Source organism: Catenulispora sp. GAS73 (assembly GCF_041262085.1).
Classification (GTDB): Bacteria; Actinomycetota; Actinomycetes; order Streptomycetales; family Catenulisporaceae; genus Catenulispora.
Window position 1 is genome coordinate 1 of sequence record NZ_JBGCCM010000038.1, and the last position, 22,698, is coordinate 22,698.

The following is a 22,698-nucleotide window of genomic DNA, read 5'->3' on the forward strand; positions in this document are numbered from 1 at the left end:
GCTGGGCCACCAGATTTCGCGGGGTAACACGGCGGCGGGGGCCCCCCCCGCGGGCCGGGCGGGCGGCGGCCGGGCCGGCCCGGGGGGGGGGGGCCGGGGGGCCCCCCCCCCCCCCCACACCCCCGCTTTTTCGCTTGGCGAGGTGCTTAGGCTCGGTGCGTGAACGGTTTCGCGGACGACGACTTCTCGGTGCGGGCGGCGCGCGCCGAGGATGTGGCGGCGCTGCCCGCACTGGAGGAAGCCGCTGACGCGGTGTTCGAGCAGCATGGCGTCTGGCCGCTGCCGCAGGCGCCCGATGACCCGGCCGCGGTGGTTTTCGCCGACGCCGCCGCGGTGCTGGTGGTGGGTCGGCCGCCGGTGGGGTTCGCGCGGCTGGAACTGGTCGGCGGGGTGCCGCATCTGGAGCAGTTGTCGGTGGATCCTGCGTTCGGGCGGCGCGGGTTGGGGACGGCGCTGGTGCGCGCCTGCTGTGATTGGGCGGCGCGCGCCGGGTTCGCGGAGCTCACGTTGACGACGTTCGCGCAGGTGCCGTTCAACGCGCCGTTCTACGCGCGGCTGGGCTTCACCGTCATCGACGATGCCGCGTTACCTGCGGGGTTGGCGCAGCTACGGCGGCGCGAGGCGGAGATCGGGCTGGACGCGCTGGGGCCAAGGGTCGCTATGCGCTGGGCCACTGGTTCGTGACGTACAGCCGGATCAGTGCGGCGTGCGACAGGGCGCTGGTGGTGTCGGTGACGTCGCCGTTGACGGTGTAGTCCAGCAGTAGGAAGATGCGGCGCCGCGCTTCCTCATACGGCAGCAGCTCCTCACCACCGAGTCCGGCGCGGTGGCCCAGTACGGGCCCGTACTTGCGGACGGTCCGCTTCAACCCGGTCATGGAGACCACCTCCAGTTTCCGGGTGTCGACGTCGTGGTCCCCGAACACCTTCAATGCCTGCCAGATCCCCTCCACCGACTGTGCGACCGCGTCGCCGCTGAGCGGCACGGGGATGTGGCCGTGCGGGTAGAACGGGCTCATCCGCACCCACGGCTGCGGCCCTTTCGAGGTGACGTCGATGATGCGGGCGCCCGGGTGGGCCGTGGCCAGGGATGCGGCGGAGCGGCGGCGGCTGGCGATGTGGATGGGCATGTGCCCCAGCCTCGCCGAGGCCACTGACAACCAGTCCCCCGCCGCTGGCTGCTACGGCGAGAACCGCCTCGCCGCGCCTCTACAGTTCCGCGGCCGGCCCCGGCACGTATGGCTTGCGCCGCACCACCAGCAGCGCCACGTCGTCGTCGAGGCGCGCGCCGGCGTGGGCGGCCAGGCCGGTGAGGATCTGCCGGGTCAGCTCCGCCGGGCTGGTGGCGGGGCGGCCGGTGAGGAAGGCGGGCAGGTCGAAGAAGGTGCCGTTGCGGTCGCGGGCTTCGGTGGTGCCGTCGGTGTACAGCAGCAGCGTGTCGCCGGGGGCGAAGCGGGCCCAGGCCGGCGCGGAGGCGCTGCCGGGCGGGGAGGCCAGGTCGAACAGGCCCAGGGGCGGGCCGGGTTCGGCCGGGGCCAGGGCGGCGACGTGGCCGTCGCGCATCAGCAGCGGCGGCGGGTGGCCGCAGTTCACCACTTCCACGGTGGGCCGCTCGGGGTCCACCGACAGCAGCACGGCGGTGACGAACTCCTCGGTGCCTGCGGGGCGGCGCGCCAGCATGGCGTGCATGCGGTCGGCGACCCGCGACAGGTCCGCCTCGGTGTAGGCGGCTTCGCGGAACACGCCGAGCACGTCGGCGGCGGCCTCCACGGCGGGTAGGCCTTTGCCGCGGACGTCGCCGATGAGCAGCCGGTCGCCGAAGCGGGTGGACAGCGCCTCGTACAGGTCGCCGCCGATGCGGGCCTCCGCCGCGGCGGCCCGGTAGGCCACGGCGGTGCGGACCTGCGCCAGCTCCGGCGGCACTTCCCGCAGTACGACGTGCTGCGCGGTTTCGGCGACGCTGCGCACGTTCGCCAGCATCCGCGACTGCCGGCCCACCAGGCCCAGGCTGACGCAGCTGACGACGGTCACCGCGACGATCGCGCCGCACGCGGCGACCTCGACCTCGCCGGCGACGTGCAGCGAGTACCCGTACAGCACCGCCGAGACCACGGTGGCGGTGACGGCCGCGGCGATGGTCTGCCACAGCGAGCGGGTCAGCAGCGCCGACAGCGCCGGGGCGACCGACAGCGTGGAGGAGAAGGTGACGTCTTTGGGGGTGGCGATGTCGGCCATGACGATGACGGCGATGAGCAGGTACGGCAGCAGCCGCTGCGGCCAGGTGGAGTGCGAGGGCGTGACCGTCACCGGGATGGCGTCGGCGGCCGGGTCTCCGGACAGGCTGCCCGGCGCCACGGCGATGTCACGCCGGGCAGGCGGGCGGCGGAGCCAAACCATCGTCAGGTGTCCAAGGTGGGTCGGCGGCACGGCGTCGGGCGCGGGTGCCGCGGTGGGGTCGGCGTTCGGATCGGGGGTGCGGTCGGCGGTGCAGTCGGGGGTGCGGTCGGTGCGATCAGCGGATCACGGCCCGGGCCGGCGCGGTCTGCTGAGCTGCGCCGAACGCGCGACCCGGGCAGCCGTGCCGGCCTCACGTGTCGGCCTCACGAGCCGGTCTCACAGGTCGGCCTCACAGGTCGAGGTCCACCACCACCGGCGCGTGGTCCGAGGCCCCTTTGCCTTTGCGTTCCTCCCGGTCGACGAAGGAGTCGGTGACTTTCCCGACGAACGCCGGGTTGCCGAACACCAGGTCGATGCGCATGCCGTTGTTCTTCGGGAACGCCAGCTGCCGGTAGTCCCAGTACGTGTACGGCTTGTCGTACTTCAACGCCCGCGGCAGCACCTCGGCCAGGCCCTGCGCTTCCAAGTCCGCGAGTTTCGCCCGCTCGGCGGGGGTGACGTGGGTGGACTCGGTGAACAGCGACATGTCCCACACGTCGGCATCGGTCGGGGCGATGTTGAAGTCGCCCAGGACCGCGTAGGGCTGCTCGGCGCGCGCCGGCTCGGCCACGGCGGCGGTGAGGGAGTCCAGCCAGGCGAGTTTGTAGTCGAAGTGCGGGTGGCCCAACTCGCGGCCGTTGGGCACGTAGACGCTGGTGACGCGGACACCGCCGCACGTCGCGGTCAGCGCCCGGGGCTCGATGTCGCCTTCGTAGTCCGGCAGGCCGGGCCAGCCGCGCCGCACGTCGGTGATCTCGGCCTTCGACAGGATCGCCACGCCGTTCCAGCGGCCGGTGCCCCAGGTCGCGGCGTGGTAGCCGAGTTCGGCGAGCTGCGCGGTGGGAAAGGCTTCGTCGGTGGTTTTCAGCTCCTGCAGGCACAGCACGTCCGGTTTGGCCGTGCTCAGCCAGCCGGTCAGCCGGTCCCCCCGAGCCGTCACCGAGTTCACGTTCCATGTCGCCACCCGCAGCACCATGCCGGACAGCTTATGGGTCACAGGCCGAACTTCGCGCTCCGCACTGCCGTCACGGCTTGTTCGTCGCCGTCCATCTCCACCACCGCGTGCCCCTGCCGCCCCGACATGAACATCACCAGCTCGCCGGGCTCCCCGGTGACCGTGACCACCGGCGCGCCTTTGTGCGCGACCGCGGTCTGCCCGTCGGGGCGGCGCAGCACCAGCCCGGCCGGCGCGCGCCGCCCGGACAGCCGCGCCATGCCGGCGGCACGTTTCCACAGCACTTCGGTGAGCTCCGGGCTCACCGGCCGCGGCTCCCAGCCGGGTTTGGCGCGCCGCACGTCTTCGCAGTGCACGAAGAACTCCACGACGTTCGCGGCCTCGTCGACCGGCGCCAGCCCGAACAGCGAGCGCCGCGACGGCCCTTCGGCCACCATCCGCAGCAGCTCGGTCCAGGGCCGCGCGGCGAACTCGGCCTGCACCCGCGCCAGCCGCGGCGCGAGCGCCTTGACCACGATCCCGCCGGCGGCGTCGACGCGTCGCTCCCGCACCACGACGTGCGCCGCCAGGTCCCGCGTGGTCCAGCCTTCGCACAGCGTGGGGGCGTCGGGGCCGGCTTCGGTGAGGGCTTGGGCGAGGTGGGCGCGTTCGGCACGTGCGTGGGTAGTAGCCATGAGGCCAGGGTAGGCGGGTTCGGGGTGTGGGCGGAGGGCCGCGGCGCACGGGTGGACGGTGCGGGCGCCGCGTTGACAGCTCTCGGCGCGTGCCGTTTTCTCACGCGCCGGCCGTCTGTTTCGTCACACGCCGGTCCCTCACGCCGCGCTCACAGCGCTGATGTCGGCGAGTAGTCGACGAGAATCGGCAAAGGGTGGCGCGGCTGTAGCGCTTTGCCGGGTATGACGATGCAAAATAGTTGCATGGGTACCAAGACCACTGTCGCATCCGTGTTCAGGCCCCTGTTGAGCGTCGTGTTCGGGACGGCGCCGCCGCCGGTGCGGTTCGAGTTCTGGGACGGCAGTTCGTTGGCTCCGCGTGATGGGCGCGTTGTCGGTTCTGTCCTCGTGCGGTCGAAGGACGCGCTGGGTCATCTGGTGTGGGCGCCGGGTGAGCTGGGGTTGGTGCGGGCGTTCGTGTCCGGGGAGTTGGATTTCACCGGGGATCTGTTCACGGTGCTGCGTTCGCTGCAGCAGTCGGCGCCGCATGACGCGGCCCTGGGTGCTGAGGCGGCGGCCAAGGCGCTGAGTGTGGCCGCCCGGGTGGGTGCTTTGCGGTCCCGGCCGGCGCCGCCGGAGCAGGAGGCGCACCCGCACGGCCGGCTGCACAGCAAACGTCGTGACTCCCAGGCGATCACCCACCACTACGACGTCGGCAACGAGTTCTACGAGCTGGTGCTCGGGGAGTCGATGACGTACTCCTGCGCGCGGTTCGTCTCCCCCGGCGACGACGGCCACCAGGGCCCGGACGCCACGATGGCGCTGGCCGACGCCCAGGCCGCCAAGCACGACCTGATCTGCCGCAAACTCGGCCTGGACCGGGGCCCGGGCATGCGGCTGCTGGATGTGGGCTGCGGCTGGGGTTCGATGGCGATCCACGCCGCCACCCACTACGGCGCCCGCGTCGCCGGCATCACCATCAGCTCCGCGCAGGCCGACCTGGCGCGCAAACGCGTCGCCGCGGCCGGTGTCAGCGACCAGGTGGAGATCCGGCTGCAGGACTACCGCGACCTCGGCGGCGAGCAGTTCGACGCCATCTCCTCCATCGGCATGTTCGAACACGTCGGCGGGGAGCGGACCGCGCAGTACTTCGACACGCTGCGCTCGCTGCTGGGCCCGGGCGGGCGGCTGCTGAACCACGCGATCTCCAGCCCCGGCGGCTCCCGGATCAGCAACCGCAGCTTCATCGGCCGCTACGTGTTCCCCGACGGGGAACTGCTGGACGTCGGCGTCACCGCCGCGGCGATGCAGCACGCCGGGTTCGAGCTGCGCGACGTGGAGGCGCTGCGCGAGCACTACGCGCTGACGCTGCGCGCGTGGGTGGCGAACCTGCAGGCGAGCTGGGACCGGGCCGTGGACCTGGTCGGTGTGGGGCGGGCCCGGGTGTGGCTGCTGTACATGACGGGCTCGGCGCTGGGCTTCGAGGACGGCGGCATCGGGATCCACCAGGTGCTCGGCGTGGTCCCGGACGACGCGGGCGCCTCGCGGATGCCGGCGTCGCGGCGGGCCTGGATGTGACTGGATGTGAGCGGACGCCGGTGGTGGGCACTGGTGGCTACAGTGGCGTGCCATGACGGACCCGATGGACCCGATGGATACGGCGGATACGGATCTGGCGGGCGTCGCCCGAGGGATCATCGAGGCGAACGTGTACGTGACCATTGCCTGCGTCGACGAGCACGGCTCGGCTTGGGCGAGTCCGGTGTTCTACGCCACCGACGACGCCGTCGACTTCTACTGGATGTCCTCGCCGCTGACCCGTCACTCCCGGGCGCTGGCCGTGCGGCCGGAGGTCAGTCTGCTGATCTTCGACTCGCAGGTCGCCCCGTTGACCGGTGACGCGCTCGTCATGACCGCCGATGCGGTGCAGATCGCTGATGAGGACGAGCAGGGGCTGGCGCGCGCCCTGGCCGTCTATCCCGGGGCGGCTGAGCGTGGCGGGCGGCCGGTGCGGCTGGAGCAGGTCAGCGGGGATTCGCCGTATCGGATGTATCGGGCCCGGGCGCGGGAGTGGTTCGTGCAGTGTCCGTGGGGCGATGGCGGCTGTGTGGCGCACGGCTGGGAGTACGACCACCGGATTGCCGTGGACCTGGCCGCATCGTGAGGTGATGGTCGTGACGTGACGGTCGTGGCATAGGTCTGGAAATGCTTGAGGGAGCCCGCGCCCGCGTGGCTCCCTCAAGTCTTCAGGTCCCGACTACTCAGCCGGCGGCGGGGTGTCGCCGGGCTGGATGTGCGGGATCGGGTCGGTCGGCTCCACGCCCATCTTGCCGGAGCGGAAGTCCAGCAGCGCCTGCCGGATCTCGTCCTCGGTGTTCATCACGAACGGGCCGTAGTGCACGACCGGCTCGCGGATCGGCTCGCCGCCCAGGACGATCACGTCCATGGTCGGGTGGCGGGAGTCCTGCTGCTGGTCGGCGGCGATGACGACGGAGTCGCCGGGGCCGAACACGGCGGCCTGCGCGGAGTGCACGGGGCGGTTCTCGGCGCCGACGGTGCCGCGGCCGTTGAGGACGTACACCAGGGCGTTGAAGTCCTTGCGCCACGGCAGTTCCACGCGCGCGCCGGGGGTGATGGACAGGTGCGCCAGGGTGATCGGGGTGTGGGTGACGCCGGGGCCTTCGACGCCCTCGATGCCGCCGGCGATGACCCGGACCAGCGCGCCGCCGTCGACGGAGGAGGCCAGGCCCACCTGGCCGCTGCGGATGTCCTGGTAGCGCGGCGGGGACCACTTCTTGGCCGCGGGCAGGTTCACCCACAGCTGGATGCCGTGGAACCAGCCGCCGGACTGCACCAGCTTCTCCGGCGGGGTCTCGATGTGCAGCAGGCCCGAGCCCGCGGTCATCCACTGGGTGTCGCCGTCGGTGATGACACCGCCGCCGCCGTGGCTGTCCTGGTGGATGAACGTGCCGTCGATGATGTAGGTGACGGTCTCGAAGCCGCGGTGCGGATGCCACGGCGTACCCTTCGGCTCCCCGGCGGCATACTCCACCTCGCCCATCTGGTCCATCATGATGAACGGGTCCAGGTACTCGGTGCGGATCCCGGCGAACGCCCGGTTCACCGGAAAGCCCTCGCCCTCGAAGCCGCTGGGCGCGGTCGCCACCGCCAGCACGGGGCGCGGCACGGCGTCGATGGCGGGGGCGGCGATGCGGGGCAGCGCCAGCGGGTTCTCTACGGTCACAGCAGGCACGGCAGCCTCCAGGGTTTCGGTCGGCGCGGAGTCGCGGTCACTGGTCTCCAACGTAGTTGAATGTTAAATATTCCAGCCACGCGGAGCATGCGCCCTACCTGCGAAAGCCTAGTCGGCAGGGGGCGGAGCGCACGTCGCCCGGTGGCGGGGCGGCAACGGCGCGGGACCAACGCGAGACAACGCGGAAACGTCAAAAGGCAGGAATTCAGGACAGGAAATTGTCGACGTGAAGACTCAACCGGTGCGTACCCCTTAGTCAGACACCGCCCTGGAAGGCGATGACCGGGATGGTCCCGAGTCGGCTGCTGAGACGGAATCCCTGCATGACGCCGCCACCCTGCTTCTCAGAAGCGCCGGGACGCTTCGGCGCTGACTACGAGCTGACTACGAGATCCGCGTGCGGCGCGCTAGCGGCCCGGCGCCCCGCCGCCGTGCACGGCCTGAATCCCGGCCAGGATCAGATCCACGCCGGCGGCGAACTGCTCCCGGTCGTCGTGCTCGCGCAGCTGTGTTCTGGCTCGGTGCACCGACGGGTACCTGGCCGGGTCCAGGTGGGCCCAGCGCTGCGCCACTGAGGCCAGGAACTGCTCGCGGTCCAGCTTGCTGGCCGCCAGCGCGCGGGCGTTCGCCGCGTTCTGGCCCGCGACGCCCCAGATGTAGTTCATCAGCGCGCCGGCGCAGTCCGACAGCTTGTCCTCCGGCACGCCGAGCGCCTGCAACTGCGTACTGACGCACTCGTAGACGTCCAGCAGCGCCGGGCGCCACGGCTCGCGCGTGAGCTGCGCGCCGACCCAGGGGTGGGCGTCGACCGCGTCGAACAGGCCGAGCGCGAGCGCGCGCAGCCTGTGCTGCGGCTCGGCGTCCGGCGTCGCTTCCGGGGCGGACACGGCCGTCACCGCGGCCACGACCGCGGCGAGGACGTCGTCAGTGGCCGCCGCCAGCAGGTCGTCCCGATCCGCGACGTGGTGGTAGATCGCGCCGTACCCGGTGGCCAGGCGTAGCGTCAACGCCCGCAGCGTGAGGGCGTCCTCGCCGTCGGCGTCGAGGATCTCCGTCGCGGCCTGGACGATCACGTCCCTGGTCAGCGCTTCGGTACGGCGCGGGGCACGGCGGGTCCTGGGCGGCATGACTCCATTCTGCCACCTTTGGATCGCCGCTCCAAACCTGTGCTAGCGTCAGTGCCGGCCCATTGGAGCGGCAATCCAAACGGCGCTCCAAACACTCTAGGAGAGAAACCCATGACCCCCGTCACCATCATCGGAGCCGGACTCGGCGGCCTCCTCCTCGCCCGCGTCCTCCACACTCACGGCATCCCCGCCACCATCCACGAAGCCGACCCCACCCCCACCACACGCACCCAAGGCGGCCTGCTCGACATCCACCCCTGGAACGGCCAACCGGCGCTCGCCGCAGCCGGCCTCACCGAGAAGTTCCAGCGCCTCGTCCTCCCCGGCCGCGAGTCCTACCGCGTCCTGGACCACACCGGCACCGCCCTGCTCGACCTCCCCGACGCGGGCACCGGCGAACGCCCCGAAGTCCCCCGCGCAGAACTGCGCCACATGCTCCTGGAATCACTGCCCGAACACACCGTCCACTGGGGACACAAAGCCACCGCCGCCCGAACCCTCGAAGACGGACGCCACCACATCCAGTTCACCGACGGCACCACCATCACCACCAACCTGCTGATCGGCGCCGACGGAGCATGGTCACGCATCCGACCCCTGCTCTCCCCAGCCACCCCGCGCCACGTCGGCTACACCTCCATCGAGTACTTCCTCCACGACGCCGACCACCGTCACCCCGCCACCGCCCAAGCCGTCGGCACCGGATCGATGTTCGCCCTCGCCCCCGGCAAAGGCCTGCTCGCGCATCGCGAACGCGGCGGCACCTTGCACGTTTACGTTCAGCTCAGAACGCCCGAGCATTGGCCGGCCGACACCACGACCGCCGCAGCCGCCGACACCACCGACACTGAAACCGACGCTGAAACCGGCCCCGAAGTCGTCACGGCGCGCGTCGCCGCCGCATTCGACGGCTGGGCACCGCAGCTCACCGCCCTGATCACCGCCGCCGACACCCCACCGGTCGTCCGGCCCCTGCACACCCTGCCCGCCGACCACCGCTGGCCGCGCGTCCCCGGCGTCACCCTCATCGGCGACGCCGCACACTTGGCACCCCCCAACGGTGAAGGCGCCAACACCGCCCTGCAGGACGCCGCCGAGCTCGGCCAAGCCATCGCCGCCCACCCCGACGACGTCGAAACCGCCCTGGCCCAGCACGAACACGCCATGTTCGAACGCGCCGCCGCGCACGCCGCGGCCGAAGACACCTACGACCTCATGCTCGGCGCCACCGCACCGCACAGCTGGATCGCGATGATGACCGGGGCCGGCGCGTGAGCGTGCGCCGAACACGCCGCGGGAAAGTCGGGTGCATCAACGCACTGCCACCGCCTAGCATACGCAGGTGGATCTTTCACATCTGGGCGTGCCGACCGGGCCGATGGTCCGCATCCACGGCGGCTTCGCCAACCGGATGTACCGCCTCGACACCGACCAGGGGTCGTTCGCGGTGAAGGAGCTGAACCTCGCCGACCGGCGCTGGACCTATCAGGTCCAGGACGTGTTCAGGTTCGAGCGCGCCGCCTTCGACGCCGGCATCCCGATGCCGGAACCGATCGCGGCCGACCACGACACGCTCGTTCACCGGTGGGTCGAGGGGGACGTCGTCCCGGAAGCGCCGGTGTCGGCGCAGTACGCGTTCGAGGTCGGGGAGATCCTGGCACGCATCCACGCGCTCGATGTCGCATGGCCACAGGCGCCGACCGAGGAACCGACGTCCCATGACTGGCCCGAGCTCGCCGCGCGGGCAGCAGCGACCGGACAGCCGTGGGCCGACGAACTCACCACCCAGGTCGAGACGTTCTTGGCGATCGCCGACTTCGTCGACAGTTGCGAACGGCCCGGCCCCGTCGTGCTGACCCACAGGGACATCCAGCCGTGGAACCTGCTCGCACGGCAGGGTCGGCCGGTGCTGCTCGACTGGGAACTCTCCGGGATGCTCGACCTGTCCGGCGAGCTCGGCTCGACCGCGCTGAGCTTGGCGAAGCGGCCTGGATTCGACGGCATCAAGCCCGAGATCTTCCGGACAGTGCTCGACGGATACGTCGCGGGCGGGGGAACGCTGCCGGCGGCGGGTCCCAGCTGGTTCGTGTACATGATCGGCGGCTGGCTGGGACACACGCGGTGGAACATCCTGCGATGCCTTGCGGGCGTCGAGACGAGCACCGGGCCCGAGCTCGCGCTGTCGCACCAGTCCGTGGGCAACGGGCTGCGCGGGCTGCCCGAGCTGTTCGGCCGGCTTGGGCGGCTTGAGGCTCTGCTCGTGTGAGAGGTGATGAGGTGGCACGGTGATGGACGACGATGAGGCTGGGGCGCTTAGGCGGTTGACGGTGCTTCGGCCGTTGACGCTGGCCTGGGTGCGGCGGTACCTGCCCGACGGTGAGCAGATCATCGGATCCGAGGCGCTGCACGGCGGCATCACCGCCGACGTGCGGAAGCTGACCATCGGGACGCAGGACGGAAACAGCCGCGAGCTGGTGCTGCGATCGTACGTCGACCCGTTCTACGTCGAGCGGCGCGCTCAGGACTCGCTGTCCAGGGAGGCCGGAGCGCTGACGGCGCTCGCCGGGGGCGACGTGACGGTTCCCAAGCTGGTCGCTGTCGATCCGACCGCCGCGCACTGCGAGTATCCCTCGCTGCTCATGACCTATCTGCCGGGCCGGACGGTTGTCACTGACGATGGGGTGGAGGCGCGCGTGCCGCTGCTGGCGCGGGAGTTGGTGGCGATTCACGCGGTGCGGCCGGTCGAGCGGCCGCGGGAGTACGTGGCGCTGAGCACCGCTGAGACGGTCGTGGTGCCGGAGGGTGCCGACGCGGCGGCGTGGGCCGCAGCGATCAACGTGATCCGTAAGGGCGCGCCGTCTTATGAGGGGCGATTTCTGCATCGGGACTTTCAGCCGGGCAACGTGCTGTTCGAGGTGCTGCCTTCGTCGACGCCGGCGGCTGGTCGGATCTCCGGGGTCGTTGATTGGGCCGGGACATCCTGGGGGCCAGCAGATCTCGATGTTGCGCACTGCTCGGCCAACCTCGCGCTCCTGCACGGCCCTGAATGGGGCCTGCGGTTCGCCGAGGCGTACGAGCAGGCTGGCGGGGCGCTCGCTGCGACGGCGAGTGATCGGCTGTACTGGCTGGTGCGGGATGCGCTGGCGCTGTCGGAGGAAGTGAGCGTGGTGTCGCAGCCGTGGCGCGAGGGCGGCAGGGCGGACCTGACGACACGAGTTGTGGAGGAGCGGCTGGACGCCTACGTCATCGCTCTGATGGATGCGCTGGGCTGAGGCGCATCAACGCGATCTGCGTGCCGGACTTCGACCGCGGGCGGGCCGCCGCACGCGACGCTGAAGTTTGTGGGCAGGCCGGTCGGGTCGGGTTGCTGTTCGTTTGTGGTTTAGGCGATTTTTACGGCTTCGCGCAGGGGTTGATGACCTCGCAGGGGGACGCAGTTCGGTTGTGCCCCGCAGGTTGCGCTGGCGGCCGGCGGTTGTGTGGGTGCAAGACCACGCATGAGTCCGAGTCACTGCGCACACGTCAGGCGGGCGGCCGTCTGCCGCGTTTGGTGGGCACCTTGAGGCCTCCGGCGGGCGCTCTACAGCGAGGGGGCGACCCGCGCGTCCGGCTGTTTGGCGGCGGCCCGCGACTGGTCGGCTTTCTGTCCGCTGTTGCCTGCGTCGCGTTGTCCGGTGGCGGTGCTGCTTGTGGTCACCGAGGTTCTGGGCCCCTCGCCACGTCGTCGCCTTACGGAACCAGCCCGGTCCGGTGGCGTCAAGCCGCATCGCTGTTGCTGTGGTCCGGCTCCGTCCGGCTGGACACCACCAAACCGGGCAGGTTGGCTTCGCCCGCCGACGCGGCGAGGGGCCCAGAACCAACACCCCGCATGGTCCGGTCGGACACGACGAACCACGCGGCCGGCCGCATCGGCCCGCTCGCCGCGACGCCTAGCGAGGCAGCGCCGGCAGCGCCCCGACGTACAACCAGCCGTCGAAGAACTCGCTCATGTCCCGCCCCGCCACCGACGACACCAGCTCCACGAACTCCGCCGTCGACACCGTCGAGTGCCGGAACCGGGCCGTCCACTCCCGTAGCACCCCGAAGAACAGCTCGTCGCCGAGCGTTACCCGCAGTGCGTGCAGTGTCAGCGCGCCGCGCTTGTACACCCGGTCGTCGAACAAGTCTGCGGCGCCGGGGTCCGCCAACAGCAGGTCCTGCGGCAGTCGCGCCAGGCGGCCGTGCCACATTCGCGCGTGCTCCGCTGCCGAGCGGCCGCCTGAGCCCTCCGACCACAGCCACTCCGCGTAACAGGCGAAGCCCTCGTGGAGCCAGATGTCGCGCCAGTCGCCCAACGTCAGGCTGTTGCCGAACCACTGGTGCGCCAGCTCGTGCGGGATCAGGCGCTCGCCGTCGCCTTCGCCGTCGCCCTCCATGTGGTTGCTGCCGAACATCGACACGCCCTGGGCCTCCACCGGGATCTCCAGGCGGTCCTCCGTCACCACCACCGTGTACGCGTTGAACGGATACGGGCCGAACAAGCGACCGAACAGCGCCATCATCGCGTCCTGCGCCGCCAGTGCCTCCGTCGCCGCTGCCATTCGCCGCGCCGGAGCCACCACCGCCAGCGGTACGCCGCCGGCCGTGCCCGGCAACTCCGCCCGCTGATAGTGGCCGATTTGCACCGTCGCCAGATACGTCGCCATCGGTACGTCCTGCACGAACGTCCACGTCGACGACGAGCCGCTGTGCGCCACACCCGCCAAGCGGCCGTTCGCCACCACCCGGTACTGCGACGCCGTCGTAACCTGGATCCGGTACGTCGCCTTGTCATCCGGCCGGTCGTTGCACGGGAACCACGACGGAGCCCCCGTCGGCTGCGACGCCACCAACACCCCGTCCGCCAACTGCTCCCACCCGAGGCCGCCGTACCGCGACGACGTCGGACGCGGCGCACCCCGGTACACCACCTCCACCACCACCTGCTCCCCGGCAGCCACCGCGGCCGGAAGCACCACCTTCAACTTCTCCTTGCGATGTTCGAACCGCAGCCGCCGGCCATCCTGCAATATGACCCGGTCCACCCGCAGATCCGCGAAATCGAACACCAGCGACGACAGTGCCGACGTCGCCCACACCGTCACCACCGCCACCCCCGACAACCGGTTCGACCCCACCCGGTAATCGAGCGTCAGCTCATAATGCTCGACCACATACCCCGCGTTGCCGCGCCGCGGAAAATACGGCGCCGGTGACGCCTGCCGTGCACCGTCGCCAATACCAGCGCGCGCGCCAGTACCCGCACCGGCAGGGGTCCCGGCCACCAGATCCCCGCTCATGCCCGACCCGGCCACGGCGCGATCGGATTGCCCTGCCACCGCGTATGCGCCGGCACCGACTCACCCCGCATCACCAACGACGCCGGACCCACCGTCGCCTGCGCCCCGATCTCCGCCGCCGGCAGAATCACCCCCTGCGGACCCAACGTCGCCCCCGCGTCCAACCGCACCACATCCATACTCATCACCCGGTCATGGAACAGATGCGTCTGCACCACACACCCCCGATTCACCGTCGAGGCATCCCCCAACACGATCAAATCCGCCTCCGGCAGCCAATACGTCTCACACCACACGCCACGACCCACCCGCGACCCCATCGCCCGATGCCACATGTTCAACGGGGCCGTCCCCAACCACGTCTCCGCGAACCACGGAGCCGCCACCAACTCCACGAAGTTGTCCGCCAGCTCATTGCGCCACACGAACGAACTCCACAACGGCTGATCCGATACCCGGATCCGGCCCACCAAAGCCCACTTCGCCACCACCGCGACCAAACCGGCCAGCACCCCCGCCGCCAAAAACACCACACCGCCCAAAAGCACCGCCGCGGCCACACCCCACGAACGCGCCACCTCCGTCACCACCGCCACCGACAACAACGCCACGCCGGCCGTGACCATCATCGGCACCAGACGACACAACTCCATCGCGGCGCGCGCGGCCATCAGACGGCGCGGCGGGTTGTACGTCAGCGAGTCGTCGACGTCCTGACCCGGACGCCGCAACCGCTCCGGGGGCATCCCCAGATACGACTTACCCCGCTTCGCCTTGTGCGGAGCCGCCGACAACACCCCGACCAGGCTCTCCTTCGGCAGCTTGCGGCCCGGCGCCACCATCCCGGAGTTGCCCACGAACACCCGCTTGCCGATCCGCGCGTGCCCCACTCGCAGCCAGCCGCCGGCCATCTCGTACGGTGCGATCATCGTGTCGTCGGCCAGGAACGCGCCGTCGTTGACCGTGGTCATGGCGGGGACCGCCAACACCGTCGACATCTCCACGCCGCGCCCGACACGCATGCCCAGCACGCGCAGCCACGACGGCGTCAGGATGCTCGCATACAACGGATACAGCCACACCCGGGCCATCGCCATCAGCTGCAACGTCGCCCACGTCTGCCACGCACGGCGGCTGTGCAGGGGATGATCGCCGGCGCTCATGCCCACGCTCAGCGCCCGGACACACGCCAACGTCAGCAGCGCGTAGCAGATCACGAACACCGGCGTCGCCGGCACCACGCCCACCAGCGCCCAACCGAAGCCCTGCCACACCGTCGACGTGTCGTGCACGAACGCCGCCACGATCAGCAGCGCCGGAAGCGCCGCGATCAGCGGGAACAGGGCCAGGCCGACCGCCGTCGACCCGTACACCCACGTCCACACCCGCGAACGCCGCGCCACGCCCGGAGGACGCTCAGCCTTGCGCAACCGCACCGCCGGCGACCCCGCCCACTCCTGACCGGCCGGCACCACACCGGCCACCGACGAGCCCGGCGCGATCCGCGCCCGCTCACCGATCCGCGCACCCGGCAGCAACAACGACCGCGCACCCACCGAGGCGTTCGCGCCGATCCGCAGCTCGCCCACGCGCACCCGGCCGCCGTCCACCCAGAAGCCGGTCAGGTCCACCTCGGGCTCGACCGAGGAGCTCTGATCCATCCGCAGCATGCCGGTCACCGGCGGCGGCGAATGCAGATCCACATCCGGACCCAACCGGGCCCCCAACGCTCGCGCGTACAGGGTGTTCCACGGCCCCGTCACCGTCGTCAACACCCCTATACGCCACGCCAACTGCTCCGCCGCCCACAACCGCAGGTGCACCGAGCCGCCGCGCGGATAGTCGCCCGGCCGCACACCCCGCATCAGCAGCCGCACACCTGACGCCGCCAACGCGATCCGGCCGGGAGGCGAGACGAACAGGACGAAGCCCACTGCTACGAGCCACCACGACACCCGCGGTGCCCACGGCACGTCGACCAGATTCCCCAACCCCGCCAACAACGTCAGCCAGCGCACCGCGCCCAGCGTCGCCAACGGCACCATCGCCGCCACCTGCACGGCCTGCGCGCCGCGGCTGACCGGCGCCACTTCCGCCACCGACTCCGCGACCTCGCCGTCCACGGCCTCCGGAGCCAACGCCATCAACCGCGCCGCCAACTCGCCCAACGTCGGATTGTCGTACACGTCGCGCACCGTCACGGTCGGATACCGCGACCGCAGAATCGACACGAACCGCGCCGCCACCAGCGAACTGCCGCCCACATCGAAGAAGTCGATCTCGGGCCGCACGGGGCGCTCGCCCAGCAACGTTGCCCAGCGTTCGGCCAGCCAGTCCTCGGCGACCGTCAGCTCCGCCGCCTCCACCGGCTCCTCGACGCCCGGCAACGGCCATGGCAGCGCGTTGCGATCCACCTTGCCCGACGTGCGCACCGGCAGATCGTCGACCACCGCGATCCGCGGCACCAGGGCCGCCGGCAACTGCTCGGACAGCGCGGCTCGCGCGGTCGCCGTGTCGAAGCCCGCGGCGTTGGGCACGACGTAGCCGACGAGGATCTCCGCGCCGCTGGCGGTCTTCTTCACGGCCGCCGCGGCACCGGCCACGCCGGGCAGCGCCTGCAGCGCCGCGTCCACTTCGCCCAGCTCGATCCTGCGGCCGCCGAGCTTGACCTGCTCGTCGGCCCGGCCCAGGAAAACCAGGCCCTCCGGATCGGCGCGGACCAGGTCGCCGCTGCGATACGCGCGGTCCCAGTCCATCGACTTCAGCGGCGCGTACTTCTCGGCGTCCTTCTCCGGGTCCAGATACCGCGCCAGGCCCACGCCGCCGATCACCAGCTGGCCCGAGCCGCCCATCGGCACCGGCTCTTCGAGCTCGTCGACGACCACCAGTTCCCAGCCGTCCAGCGGCAGCCCGATGCGCACCGGGCTCTGACCGGTCAGCTGCGCGGCGGTGGCCACGACCGTCGCCTCGGTCGGGCCGTAGGTGTTCCACACCTCGCGGCCCGCCACCGCCAGGCGCTCGGCAAGCTCCGGCGGGCACGCCTCGCCGCCGAAGATCAGCAGCCTGACGTCGGCCAGCGCCTCGACCGGCCACAGCGAGGCCAGGGTCGGGACCGTCGAGACCACGGTGATGCCGTTCTCCACCAGCCACGGGCCCAGGTCCACACCGCTGCGCACCAGCGCCCGCGGCGCCGGGACCAGGCAGGCGCCGTTGCGCCAGGCCAGCCACATCTCCTCGCAGGAGGCGTCGAACGCCACGGACAGGCCCGCCAGGACCCGGTCCGAGGTGCCGATCGGGGCGCCGCGCAGGAACAGGCCGGCCTCGGCGTCGACGAAGGCCGCCGCGTTGCGGTGGGTGACGGCGACGCCCTTCGGCTTGCCGGTCGAGCCGGAGGTGAAGATGATCCAGGCATCGTTGGCGACGGTGGGTGGGGCGGGCTGGGCGGGCTGGACCGTGACCTGCGACGGGTTTTCTGCGACCGGGTCCTGCGCGGAGATCTGGTTCTGCGGGGAGATCTGGTTCTGCGGGGAGATCTGGTTCTGCACCGTGATGCGCAGCCCCTCGCCGATCACCGCACGGACGTCGGCCTCGCCGAAGACCAGGCGCGCACGCTCGTCGGGATCGTCGGCGTCCACCGGCACGTAGGCGGCACCGGCCGTCAGGACACCGAGAATCCCGATGTAGAGATCGACGGTCCCAGACGGAACCCGCACCCCCACCCGATCCCCGGCCCCCACACCGGCACGCCCCAGACGCGCGGCCATCGCCGCAGCCTCCACGAGCAGAGCGGAGTAGTCCAGCGCCCGCCGGCCGTCGTCCAACGCCGTGGCGTCAGGGTGCGCACGCGCCGTGGCGTGCAGAACGTCGATGAGCGTACGGGGCGCTGGCGCCGACGCCGACGCGTCGTACACCGCGGGGGCGTCCTGACCGGACACCGGCTGATCCATTCGGGTTTCCTCGCGTCGGCGGGACGGCGCGCGTGGTTCGCGGCCTGGCCGATGTCAGGATATCAACAGAGATGATCACGCGAATTCCGGCAACGCCCCGGGGATGACAGTCGGTGGGCGGGCGAACTGTGCCAGCACAGCGAACCGAAGCGTCGGCCGTGTGGCGCGGGTGTGGTGTGGGGATGGCCGCCGGGTGTCTGGCTCGCGCGGTGTGGGGCGAGTATATCGGTGGGCGCGGCTCTCCTGACGCCGGCCGAGCTCTCGACCACTCCCCCAAGATCACGAAGGTCTCTCCTTTTAGGAGGGTGCCGCCGCAGGCGGCTCCTTAGAAGGTTGTGGACGCGTGATGGTGAGTTGAATATGGAGAGAGGATTGGGGCCCGTTATCTAGTTGTAGGGAACCGGCACCAAAGAGCCCGGTCCCGCCAGCTCGAAAGCCAGCAGAACCGGGCACGGCCCTCAGCGCTCACCAGCGCATCAAAACCCAGAGCTCAGAGCTCCGCCATAGCAGGAATCAGCTCCCGCCCGATCAGCTCCAGCCGCTCCGTCTCCCACACGTTCGGCACCGACACGTGCACCTCGCTGACGCCCAGCGCCGCGAAGCCCCGCATCTGCTCCAGCAGCGCCGGGATGTTCTCGCCCTTGTCGCCGATGTCCAGGGGCATCATCACCGTCTTCTCGATGGCGTCGTAGTCCGTCCCCTCGGTCTCGCAGTGGTCGCGCAGCACCTGCAGCTTGTGCTCCAGCTCCGGGCCCGCGAACAAGTTGCACGCCTGCGCGTACTTCGCCACCAGACGCAGGGTCTTCCTCTCGCCGCCGCCTCCGATCAGGATCCGCGGGGCGCTCAGCGGCTGCGGCGAGTTCAGGGTGCGGCCCAGGTGGTAGTGCTTGCCTTCGTAGGGGCCGTCGTTGTCGCTCCACATCTGGCGGCAGATCTGCAGAGTCTCCTCCAGGCGCTCGAAGCGCTCGGCGGTGCCGGGGAAGAACAGCCCGAGGCCTTCGGCCTCCTCGCCGTTCCAGGCCGCGCCGATGCCCAGCCAGGCGCGGCCCTTCGACAGCACGTCCAGGGTCGACACGGCCTTGGCCAGCAGGCCCGGCTCGCGGTACGTCACCGCCGTGACCCAGGCCAGCAGCTCCACCTTCTCGGTGCGCGCCGCCAGGTAGCCCAGAGTCGTGTACGCCTCCAGCATCTCCGACTCGGCGGGACCGAAATGGCTGATCTGGAACAGGTGGTCCATCACGCTCATGCGCCCGAATCCGGCCTCCTCGGCCGTCACGGCCACCTTGGTCAGGCCGTCGGCCAGCGTGGCGGGGCCGCCGGGGAAGGTGAAGTCGGTGATGTGCAGGCCGAGTTGCATGGTCAAGCTCCTCGCAAAGGACATGGGTATACCAGAAAGTGGACCGCCCGGCGGCACTCCCGCGGGCCGTCCCTCACGAAAGCTACTCCTGCGGCGCCCGGATGTCAGTCTGCGACATCAACTCGCCCCGGCATCACCGGACGCTGTCAGGCTCTTGGCACCCGTACCGGCCCCGGCGACTCGTGGTCGCCGAGCGCCCTGCCGCCGTCGCCGTCCCACGGCAGCACCACCGCCCACCCGGCGATCACGAACCCCAGCACCAACACCACGGCGAACACCGCCACCACGCCGCCGGAGTTGGCGTTGATCCCGGCGATGCCCAGCGCCAGCAGGAAGCCGCCGACGATCAACGCGGTCACGCCCCACTTGGTGTTCATACCTTTACGGTAGGCGTGCCCGGCGATCCCGCCACTCCCCCGGCCCGATCGGAGGTCCCACGCCGCCGACCGGAGATCCGTTCACTCACGTGTTCGCCGCCACCTGCGTCCCGGCCCCGCGCCGCCGCACCGCCACCTGCTCGGCGCGCGCCGCCGGCAGCGTCGTCTCCTCCCGCCCCTCGACGACGAACCCGGCGTCGGCGATCATCGCCAGGTCGTCCGAACCGGCCGCGCCCTCGCTGGTCAGGTAGTCGCCGAGGAAGATCGCGTTGGCCAGGTGCAGGGCGAGCGGCTGCATCGTCCGCAGGTGGATCTCCCGGCCGCCGGCCAGCCGCACCTCCACGTCGGGGAACACGAACCGGAACAACGCCAGGATCCGCAGGCAGCGCGCCGGCGTGAGGTCCCACCGCCCGCCAAGCGGAGTGCCCTCGAACGGGATGAGGAAGTTGACCGGCACCGAGTCCGGATCCAGCTCGCGCAGCGCGAAGGCGACGGAGACCACGTCCTCGTCGCTCTCCCCCATTCCGAAGATGGCGCCCGAGCACGGCGACAGCCCGGCGGCGGTCGCGTCCCGCAGCGTGCTGACGCGGTCGGCGAAGGTGTGCGTGGTGCAGATGTCCGCGTACTTCTCCTCGGCGGTGTTGAGGTTGTGGCTGTAGGCGTCGGCACCGGCGGCGGCCAGCCGCGCGGCCTGCCCGTCCTTGAGCAGCCCGAGGCAGACGCAGACCTCGACGTCGGGCGTGCCGTCCTTGATGGCGGCCACGGTGTCGGCCACGCGTTCGATGTCACGGTCCGAGGGCCCACGCCCGGAAGCCACCAGGCACACGCGCTTGGCCCCGGCGCCGACGGCCTTCTTGGCCAGGTCCGTCGCCTCATCGGTCTTGATCCACGAGTACTTCAGGATCTCGGCCTCGCTGCCGAGCCGCTGTGAGCAGTAGAAACAGTCCTCCGGACACAGCCCGGACTTCATGTTGACCAGGTAGTTGAGCTTCACTCGGCGCCCGAAGAAGGCCCGCCGTACGCGCCCGGCGGCCGCGACGACGTCCAGCACGTCCTCATCGGAGCTGTCCAGGAGTGCCAGCGCCTGCTCGCGCGTCGGCGGCCGGCGCTCCAGGGCGGCCGCGACCAGGTCGGGGAGCAGGTCAGGGAGCAGGTCGGGGAGCAGGTCAGGGAGCAGGTCGGGGAGCAGGTCAGGGAGCAGGTCGGGGAGCAGGTCGGGGAGCAGGGTGTCGAGGGGAGGGTGCACACCAGAGGGGTCGGTCATGGTTCCCCATCGTGGCGTGGCGCCGGCGGGCCGGGTGATCGGTGGCCAACACAGGATCACGCGGTAAACGTTGTGGGGTTCCTTCTGGCGTCCGCAGCCACACATGGCATGCTGCTCGAAATGAACACCTCTGATTCGAGCCACCTGATCGGTATACGGCTGGGCACGGCGCTGGCCGCCTGCCTCGCGGCGGTGACGCTGACAGCCGGGTGCAGCAGTTCGACGTCCTCCGGGGCGAAGAACGCCGCCGGTTCGGCGACGACAACGTCAGCGGCGTCAGCGGGCTCCCCCACGACCTCCTCCTCGTCGGGCTCCGTGGACGGCGGCGCGAGCCCGTCGACGGCCGCGCCCGGCACTTCCTCCGTCTCGTCGAAGCCGACCTCCGTCGGGGCCGGCGGGCCGCGCGACTGTTCGACAGACATGCTGCACTTCTCGATCGACGCGGTCCGCGAGCCGATCAACCACGTGCTGATCTCGGCGACGAACACCTCGCAGGTCCCGTGCCACCTGAACAAGTACCCGCTGCTGCGCACGTTCCAGGCGGACAAGTCGGCGATCGGCGTGGCCCAGATGGACAAGCCGGCCGCCCCGGTCCTGCTGGCCCCGGGCGCCGTCGCCTATTCGGGCGTGATGACCAACGCCGCGGACGGGTCGGGCACGAACCGCAAGACCATCCCGGCGCTGTTCCTGCAGTTGCAGCCGGGCGACGCCGGCGCCGGCGGGACGGGCCGGCCGGTGTCGGTGGCGATGCCGCCGAGCGCGCAGTACATCGACAGCTCCGCGTATGTCTCCTATTGGGAGAGCGACACGCAGAGCGCGCTCTACTAGCCGCTAGCGACCCCTGAGGATCATCAGCGACCTCCCGACGGGCGGGGGCCCCGGGCGCCTGTTACGGTCGGGAGGGTTGCGACGCCCGAGCCGCGAGGAGACCCGCCCGATGACCGACCTTTCCCCCGCCGACGCCGCCCAGCCGGTGGTCAGTCCCCTGACCTCGGCGGCGATGTTCCTGGTGCTGACCGTCGAGGACGGCGGCGAGGACGCGGTCCGGGAGGTCGTCCCGGATCTGAGCGCGTACGCGCGCGCCGTGGGCTTCGGGCATCCGGAGGCGGAGCTGGCGTGCGTCACCGGGTTCGGCTCGGCGGTGTGGGACCGGCTGTTCGGCGGCCCCCGGCCGGCCGAGCTGCACCCGTTCGTCGCACTGGACGGCCCGCAGCACAAGGCGCCGTCCACGCCGGGCGACATCCTGCTGCACCTGCGGGGACAGCACCTGGACGTCTGCTACGACTTCGCGGCGAACATCCTGACGCGTCTGGGCGGTGCGGTGAAGGTCGTGGACGAGGTGCACGGCTTCCGCTACTACGACCGCCGCGACCTGCTGGGTTTCGTGGACGGCACGGAGAACCCGGAGGGCTCGGAGGCCCTGAACGCGGCGCTGGTGGACGCCGAGCGGGATCCGGAGTTCGTCGGCGGGAGCTACGTGATCGTGCAGAAGTACCTGCACGACATGTCCTCGTGGAACACGCTGTCGGACCAGGAGCAGGCGCTGGTGATCGGCCGCACCAAGGCCGGCAACGTGCAGCTGCCGGACGCGGCGCTGCCGAAGACCTCGCACGTCGCGCTCAACACGATCGTCGGGCCGGACGGCCGGGAGCAGGACATCCTGCGGGCGAACATGCCGTTCGGCTCGTTCCGCGAGGGCGAGGTCGGCACGTACTTCATCGGGTACTGCGCGACGCCGACGACCACCGAGCAGATGCTGCGGAACATGTTCCTCGGCGACGCCGAGGGCAACCGGGACCGGATCCTGGACTTCTCCACGGCGGTGACCGGCGGGCTGTTCTTCGTGCCGCCGACCTCGTTCCTGGACGACCCGCCGCCTGCCCCCGGCCAGGACGCGCCCGCGGCGGACCCCGCACCCGCCGAATCACCGCGACCCACTGATTCACCCCGTCCCGCCGCACCACCCCGTCCCGCCGATGGATCGCTGGGCATCGGAAGCCTTAGGAGCTGAC

20 protein-coding genes are annotated in these 22,698 nt (G+C 70.9%); 8 read left to right on the top strand and 12 right to left on the bottom strand.

Annotation, left to right across the window (positions count from 1 at the left end; genetic code table 11):
• Positions 1–159: 159 nt before the first annotated feature.
• Entirely contained in the window at positions 160–684 is a 525-nt protein-coding gene (locus ABH935_RS40635; RefSeq protein ID WP_370383311.1) for a GNAT family N-acetyltransferase, read from the top strand.
• On the opposite strand, the gene ABH935_RS40640 is transcribed toward ABH935_RS40635, so the two are convergent.
• The 4 genes from ABH935_RS40640 to ABH935_RS40655 all read right to left on the bottom strand — a co-directional run bounded on the left by ABH935_RS40640 (position 659) and on the right by ABH935_RS40655 (position 4,064).
• The gene (locus ABH935_RS40640; protein WP_370383312.1) at positions 659–1,129 is read right to left on the bottom strand and encodes a hypothetical protein; all 471 of its coding nucleotides are present in this window, start codon (positions 1,127–1,129) and stop codon (positions 659–661) included. The two genes, ABH935_RS40635 and ABH935_RS40640, sit on opposite strands and share 26 nt — an antisense overlap.
• Before the next feature lie 79 nt (positions 1,130–1,208).
• On the bottom strand, positions 1,209–2,396 hold the full coding sequence (locus tag ABH935_RS40645) for a PP2C family protein-serine/threonine phosphatase (protein WP_370383313.1): 1,188 nt from the start codon (positions 2,394–2,396) through the stop codon (positions 1,209–1,211).
• A 229-nt stretch (positions 2,397–2,625) separates the two neighbouring features.
• Positions 2,626–3,405: an exodeoxyribonuclease III gene (locus ABH935_RS40650; protein WP_370383413.1), complete on the bottom strand. Its 780-nt coding sequence runs from the start codon at positions 3,403–3,405 to the stop codon at positions 2,626–2,628.
• A gap of 23 nt (positions 3,406–3,428) precedes the next feature.
• Positions 3,429–4,064, bottom strand: a complete 636-nt coding sequence (locus ABH935_RS40655; RefSeq protein WP_370383314.1) for a TIGR03085 family metal-binding protein — start codon at positions 4,062–4,064, stop codon at positions 3,429–3,431.
• Between the two features lie 243 nt (positions 4,065–4,307).
• Here ABH935_RS40655 and ABH935_RS40660 point away from each other — a divergent pair, with 243 nt between their 5' ends.
• On the top strand, positions 4,308–5,621 hold the full coding sequence (locus tag ABH935_RS40660; RefSeq protein WP_370383315.1) for a class I SAM-dependent methyltransferase: 1,314 nt from the start codon (positions 4,308–4,310) through the stop codon (positions 5,619–5,621).
• A gap of 52 nt (positions 5,622–5,673) precedes the next feature.
• Positions 5,674–6,207 (top strand): pyridoxamine 5'-phosphate oxidase family protein, encoded by a 534-nt coding sequence (locus tag ABH935_RS40665; RefSeq protein ID WP_370383316.1) that lies wholly within the window; start codon positions 5,674–5,676, stop codon positions 6,205–6,207.
• Positions 6,208–6,300: 93 nt separating this feature from the next.
• Here ABH935_RS40665 and ABH935_RS40670 read toward each other — a convergent pair whose 3' ends face one another.
• Positions 6,301–7,296: a pirin family protein gene (locus ABH935_RS40670; RefSeq protein WP_370383317.1), complete on the bottom strand. Its 996-nt coding sequence runs from the start codon at positions 7,294–7,296 to the stop codon at positions 6,301–6,303.
• Between the two features lie 407 nt (positions 7,297–7,703).
• Positions 7,704–8,423, bottom strand: coding sequence for a TetR/AcrR family transcriptional regulator (locus ABH935_RS40675; protein WP_370383318.1), 720 nt, complete (start codon positions 8,421–8,423; stop codon positions 7,704–7,706).
• A gap of 111 nt (positions 8,424–8,534) precedes the next feature.
• Here ABH935_RS40675 and ABH935_RS40680 point away from each other — a divergent pair, with 111 nt between their 5' ends.
• From ABH935_RS40680 to ABH935_RS40690, 3 genes are all read left to right on the top strand, one after another.
• Positions 8,535–9,698, top strand: coding sequence for an FAD-dependent oxidoreductase (locus tag ABH935_RS40680; protein WP_370383319.1), 1,164 nt, complete (start codon positions 8,535–8,537; stop codon positions 9,696–9,698).
• Between the two features lie 67 nt (positions 9,699–9,765).
• Positions 9,766–10,689, top strand: coding sequence for a phosphotransferase family protein (locus ABH935_RS40685; RefSeq protein WP_370383320.1), 924 nt, complete (start codon positions 9,766–9,768; stop codon positions 10,687–10,689).
• 22 nt (positions 10,690–10,711) lie between these two features.
• Positions 10,712–11,695, top strand: coding sequence for a phosphotransferase family protein (locus ABH935_RS40690; protein WP_370383321.1), 984 nt, complete (start codon positions 10,712–10,714; stop codon positions 11,693–11,695).
• A gap of 657 nt (positions 11,696–12,352) precedes the next feature.
• Here ABH935_RS40690 and ABH935_RS40695 read toward each other — a convergent pair.
• From ABH935_RS40695 to ABH935_RS40720, 6 genes are all read right to left on the bottom strand, one after another.
• Positions 12,353–13,741: a M1 family metallopeptidase gene (locus ABH935_RS40695; RefSeq protein WP_370383322.1), complete on the bottom strand. Its 1,389-nt coding sequence runs from the start codon at positions 13,739–13,741 to the stop codon at positions 12,353–12,355.
• Entirely contained in the window at positions 13,738–17,688 is a 3,951-nt protein-coding gene (locus ABH935_RS40700) for a Pls/PosA family non-ribosomal peptide synthetase (protein WP_370383323.1), read from the bottom strand. Before ABH935_RS40700 ends, ABH935_RS40695 begins: the two co-directional genes overlap by 4 nt.
• Positions 17,689–18,178: 490 nt before the next feature.
• Positions 18,179–19,045: an LLM class F420-dependent oxidoreductase gene (locus tag ABH935_RS40705; protein WP_370383324.1), complete on the bottom strand. Its 867-nt coding sequence runs from the start codon at positions 19,043–19,045 to the stop codon at positions 18,179–18,181.
• Between the two features lie 146 nt (positions 19,046–19,191).
• Positions 19,192–19,422 carry a hypothetical protein gene (locus ABH935_RS40710; RefSeq protein WP_370383325.1) on the bottom strand — a complete coding sequence of 77 codons (231 nt, stop codon included), beginning with the start codon at positions 19,420–19,422 and terminating at the stop codon, positions 19,192–19,194.
• Between the two features lie 85 nt (positions 19,423–19,507).
• The gene (gene bioB, locus ABH935_RS40715; protein WP_370383326.1) at positions 19,508–20,686 is read right to left on the bottom strand and encodes a biotin synthase BioB; all 1,179 of its coding nucleotides are present in this window, start codon (positions 20,684–20,686) and stop codon (positions 19,508–19,510) included.
• 56 nt (positions 20,687–20,742) lie between these two features.
• Complete coding sequence (locus ABH935_RS40720) at positions 20,743–21,108, bottom strand: hypothetical protein (RefSeq protein ID WP_370383327.1); 366 nt, start codon at positions 21,106–21,108, stop codon at positions 20,743–20,745.
• Between ABH935_RS40720 and ABH935_RS40725 the strand changes: the two genes are divergently transcribed.
• Positions 21,107–21,514 carry a DUF4232 domain-containing protein gene (locus ABH935_RS40725; RefSeq protein WP_370383328.1) on the top strand — a complete coding sequence of 136 codons (408 nt, stop codon included), beginning with the start codon at positions 21,107–21,109 and terminating at the stop codon, positions 21,512–21,514. The two genes, ABH935_RS40720 and ABH935_RS40725, sit on opposite strands and share 2 nt — an antisense overlap.
• Positions 21,515–21,623: 109 nt before the next feature.
• Positions 21,624–22,697, top strand: a complete 1,074-nt coding sequence (locus ABH935_RS40730; protein WP_370383329.1) for a Dyp-type peroxidase — start codon at positions 21,624–21,626, stop codon at positions 22,695–22,697.
• Position 22,698 lies beyond the last annotated feature (1 nt).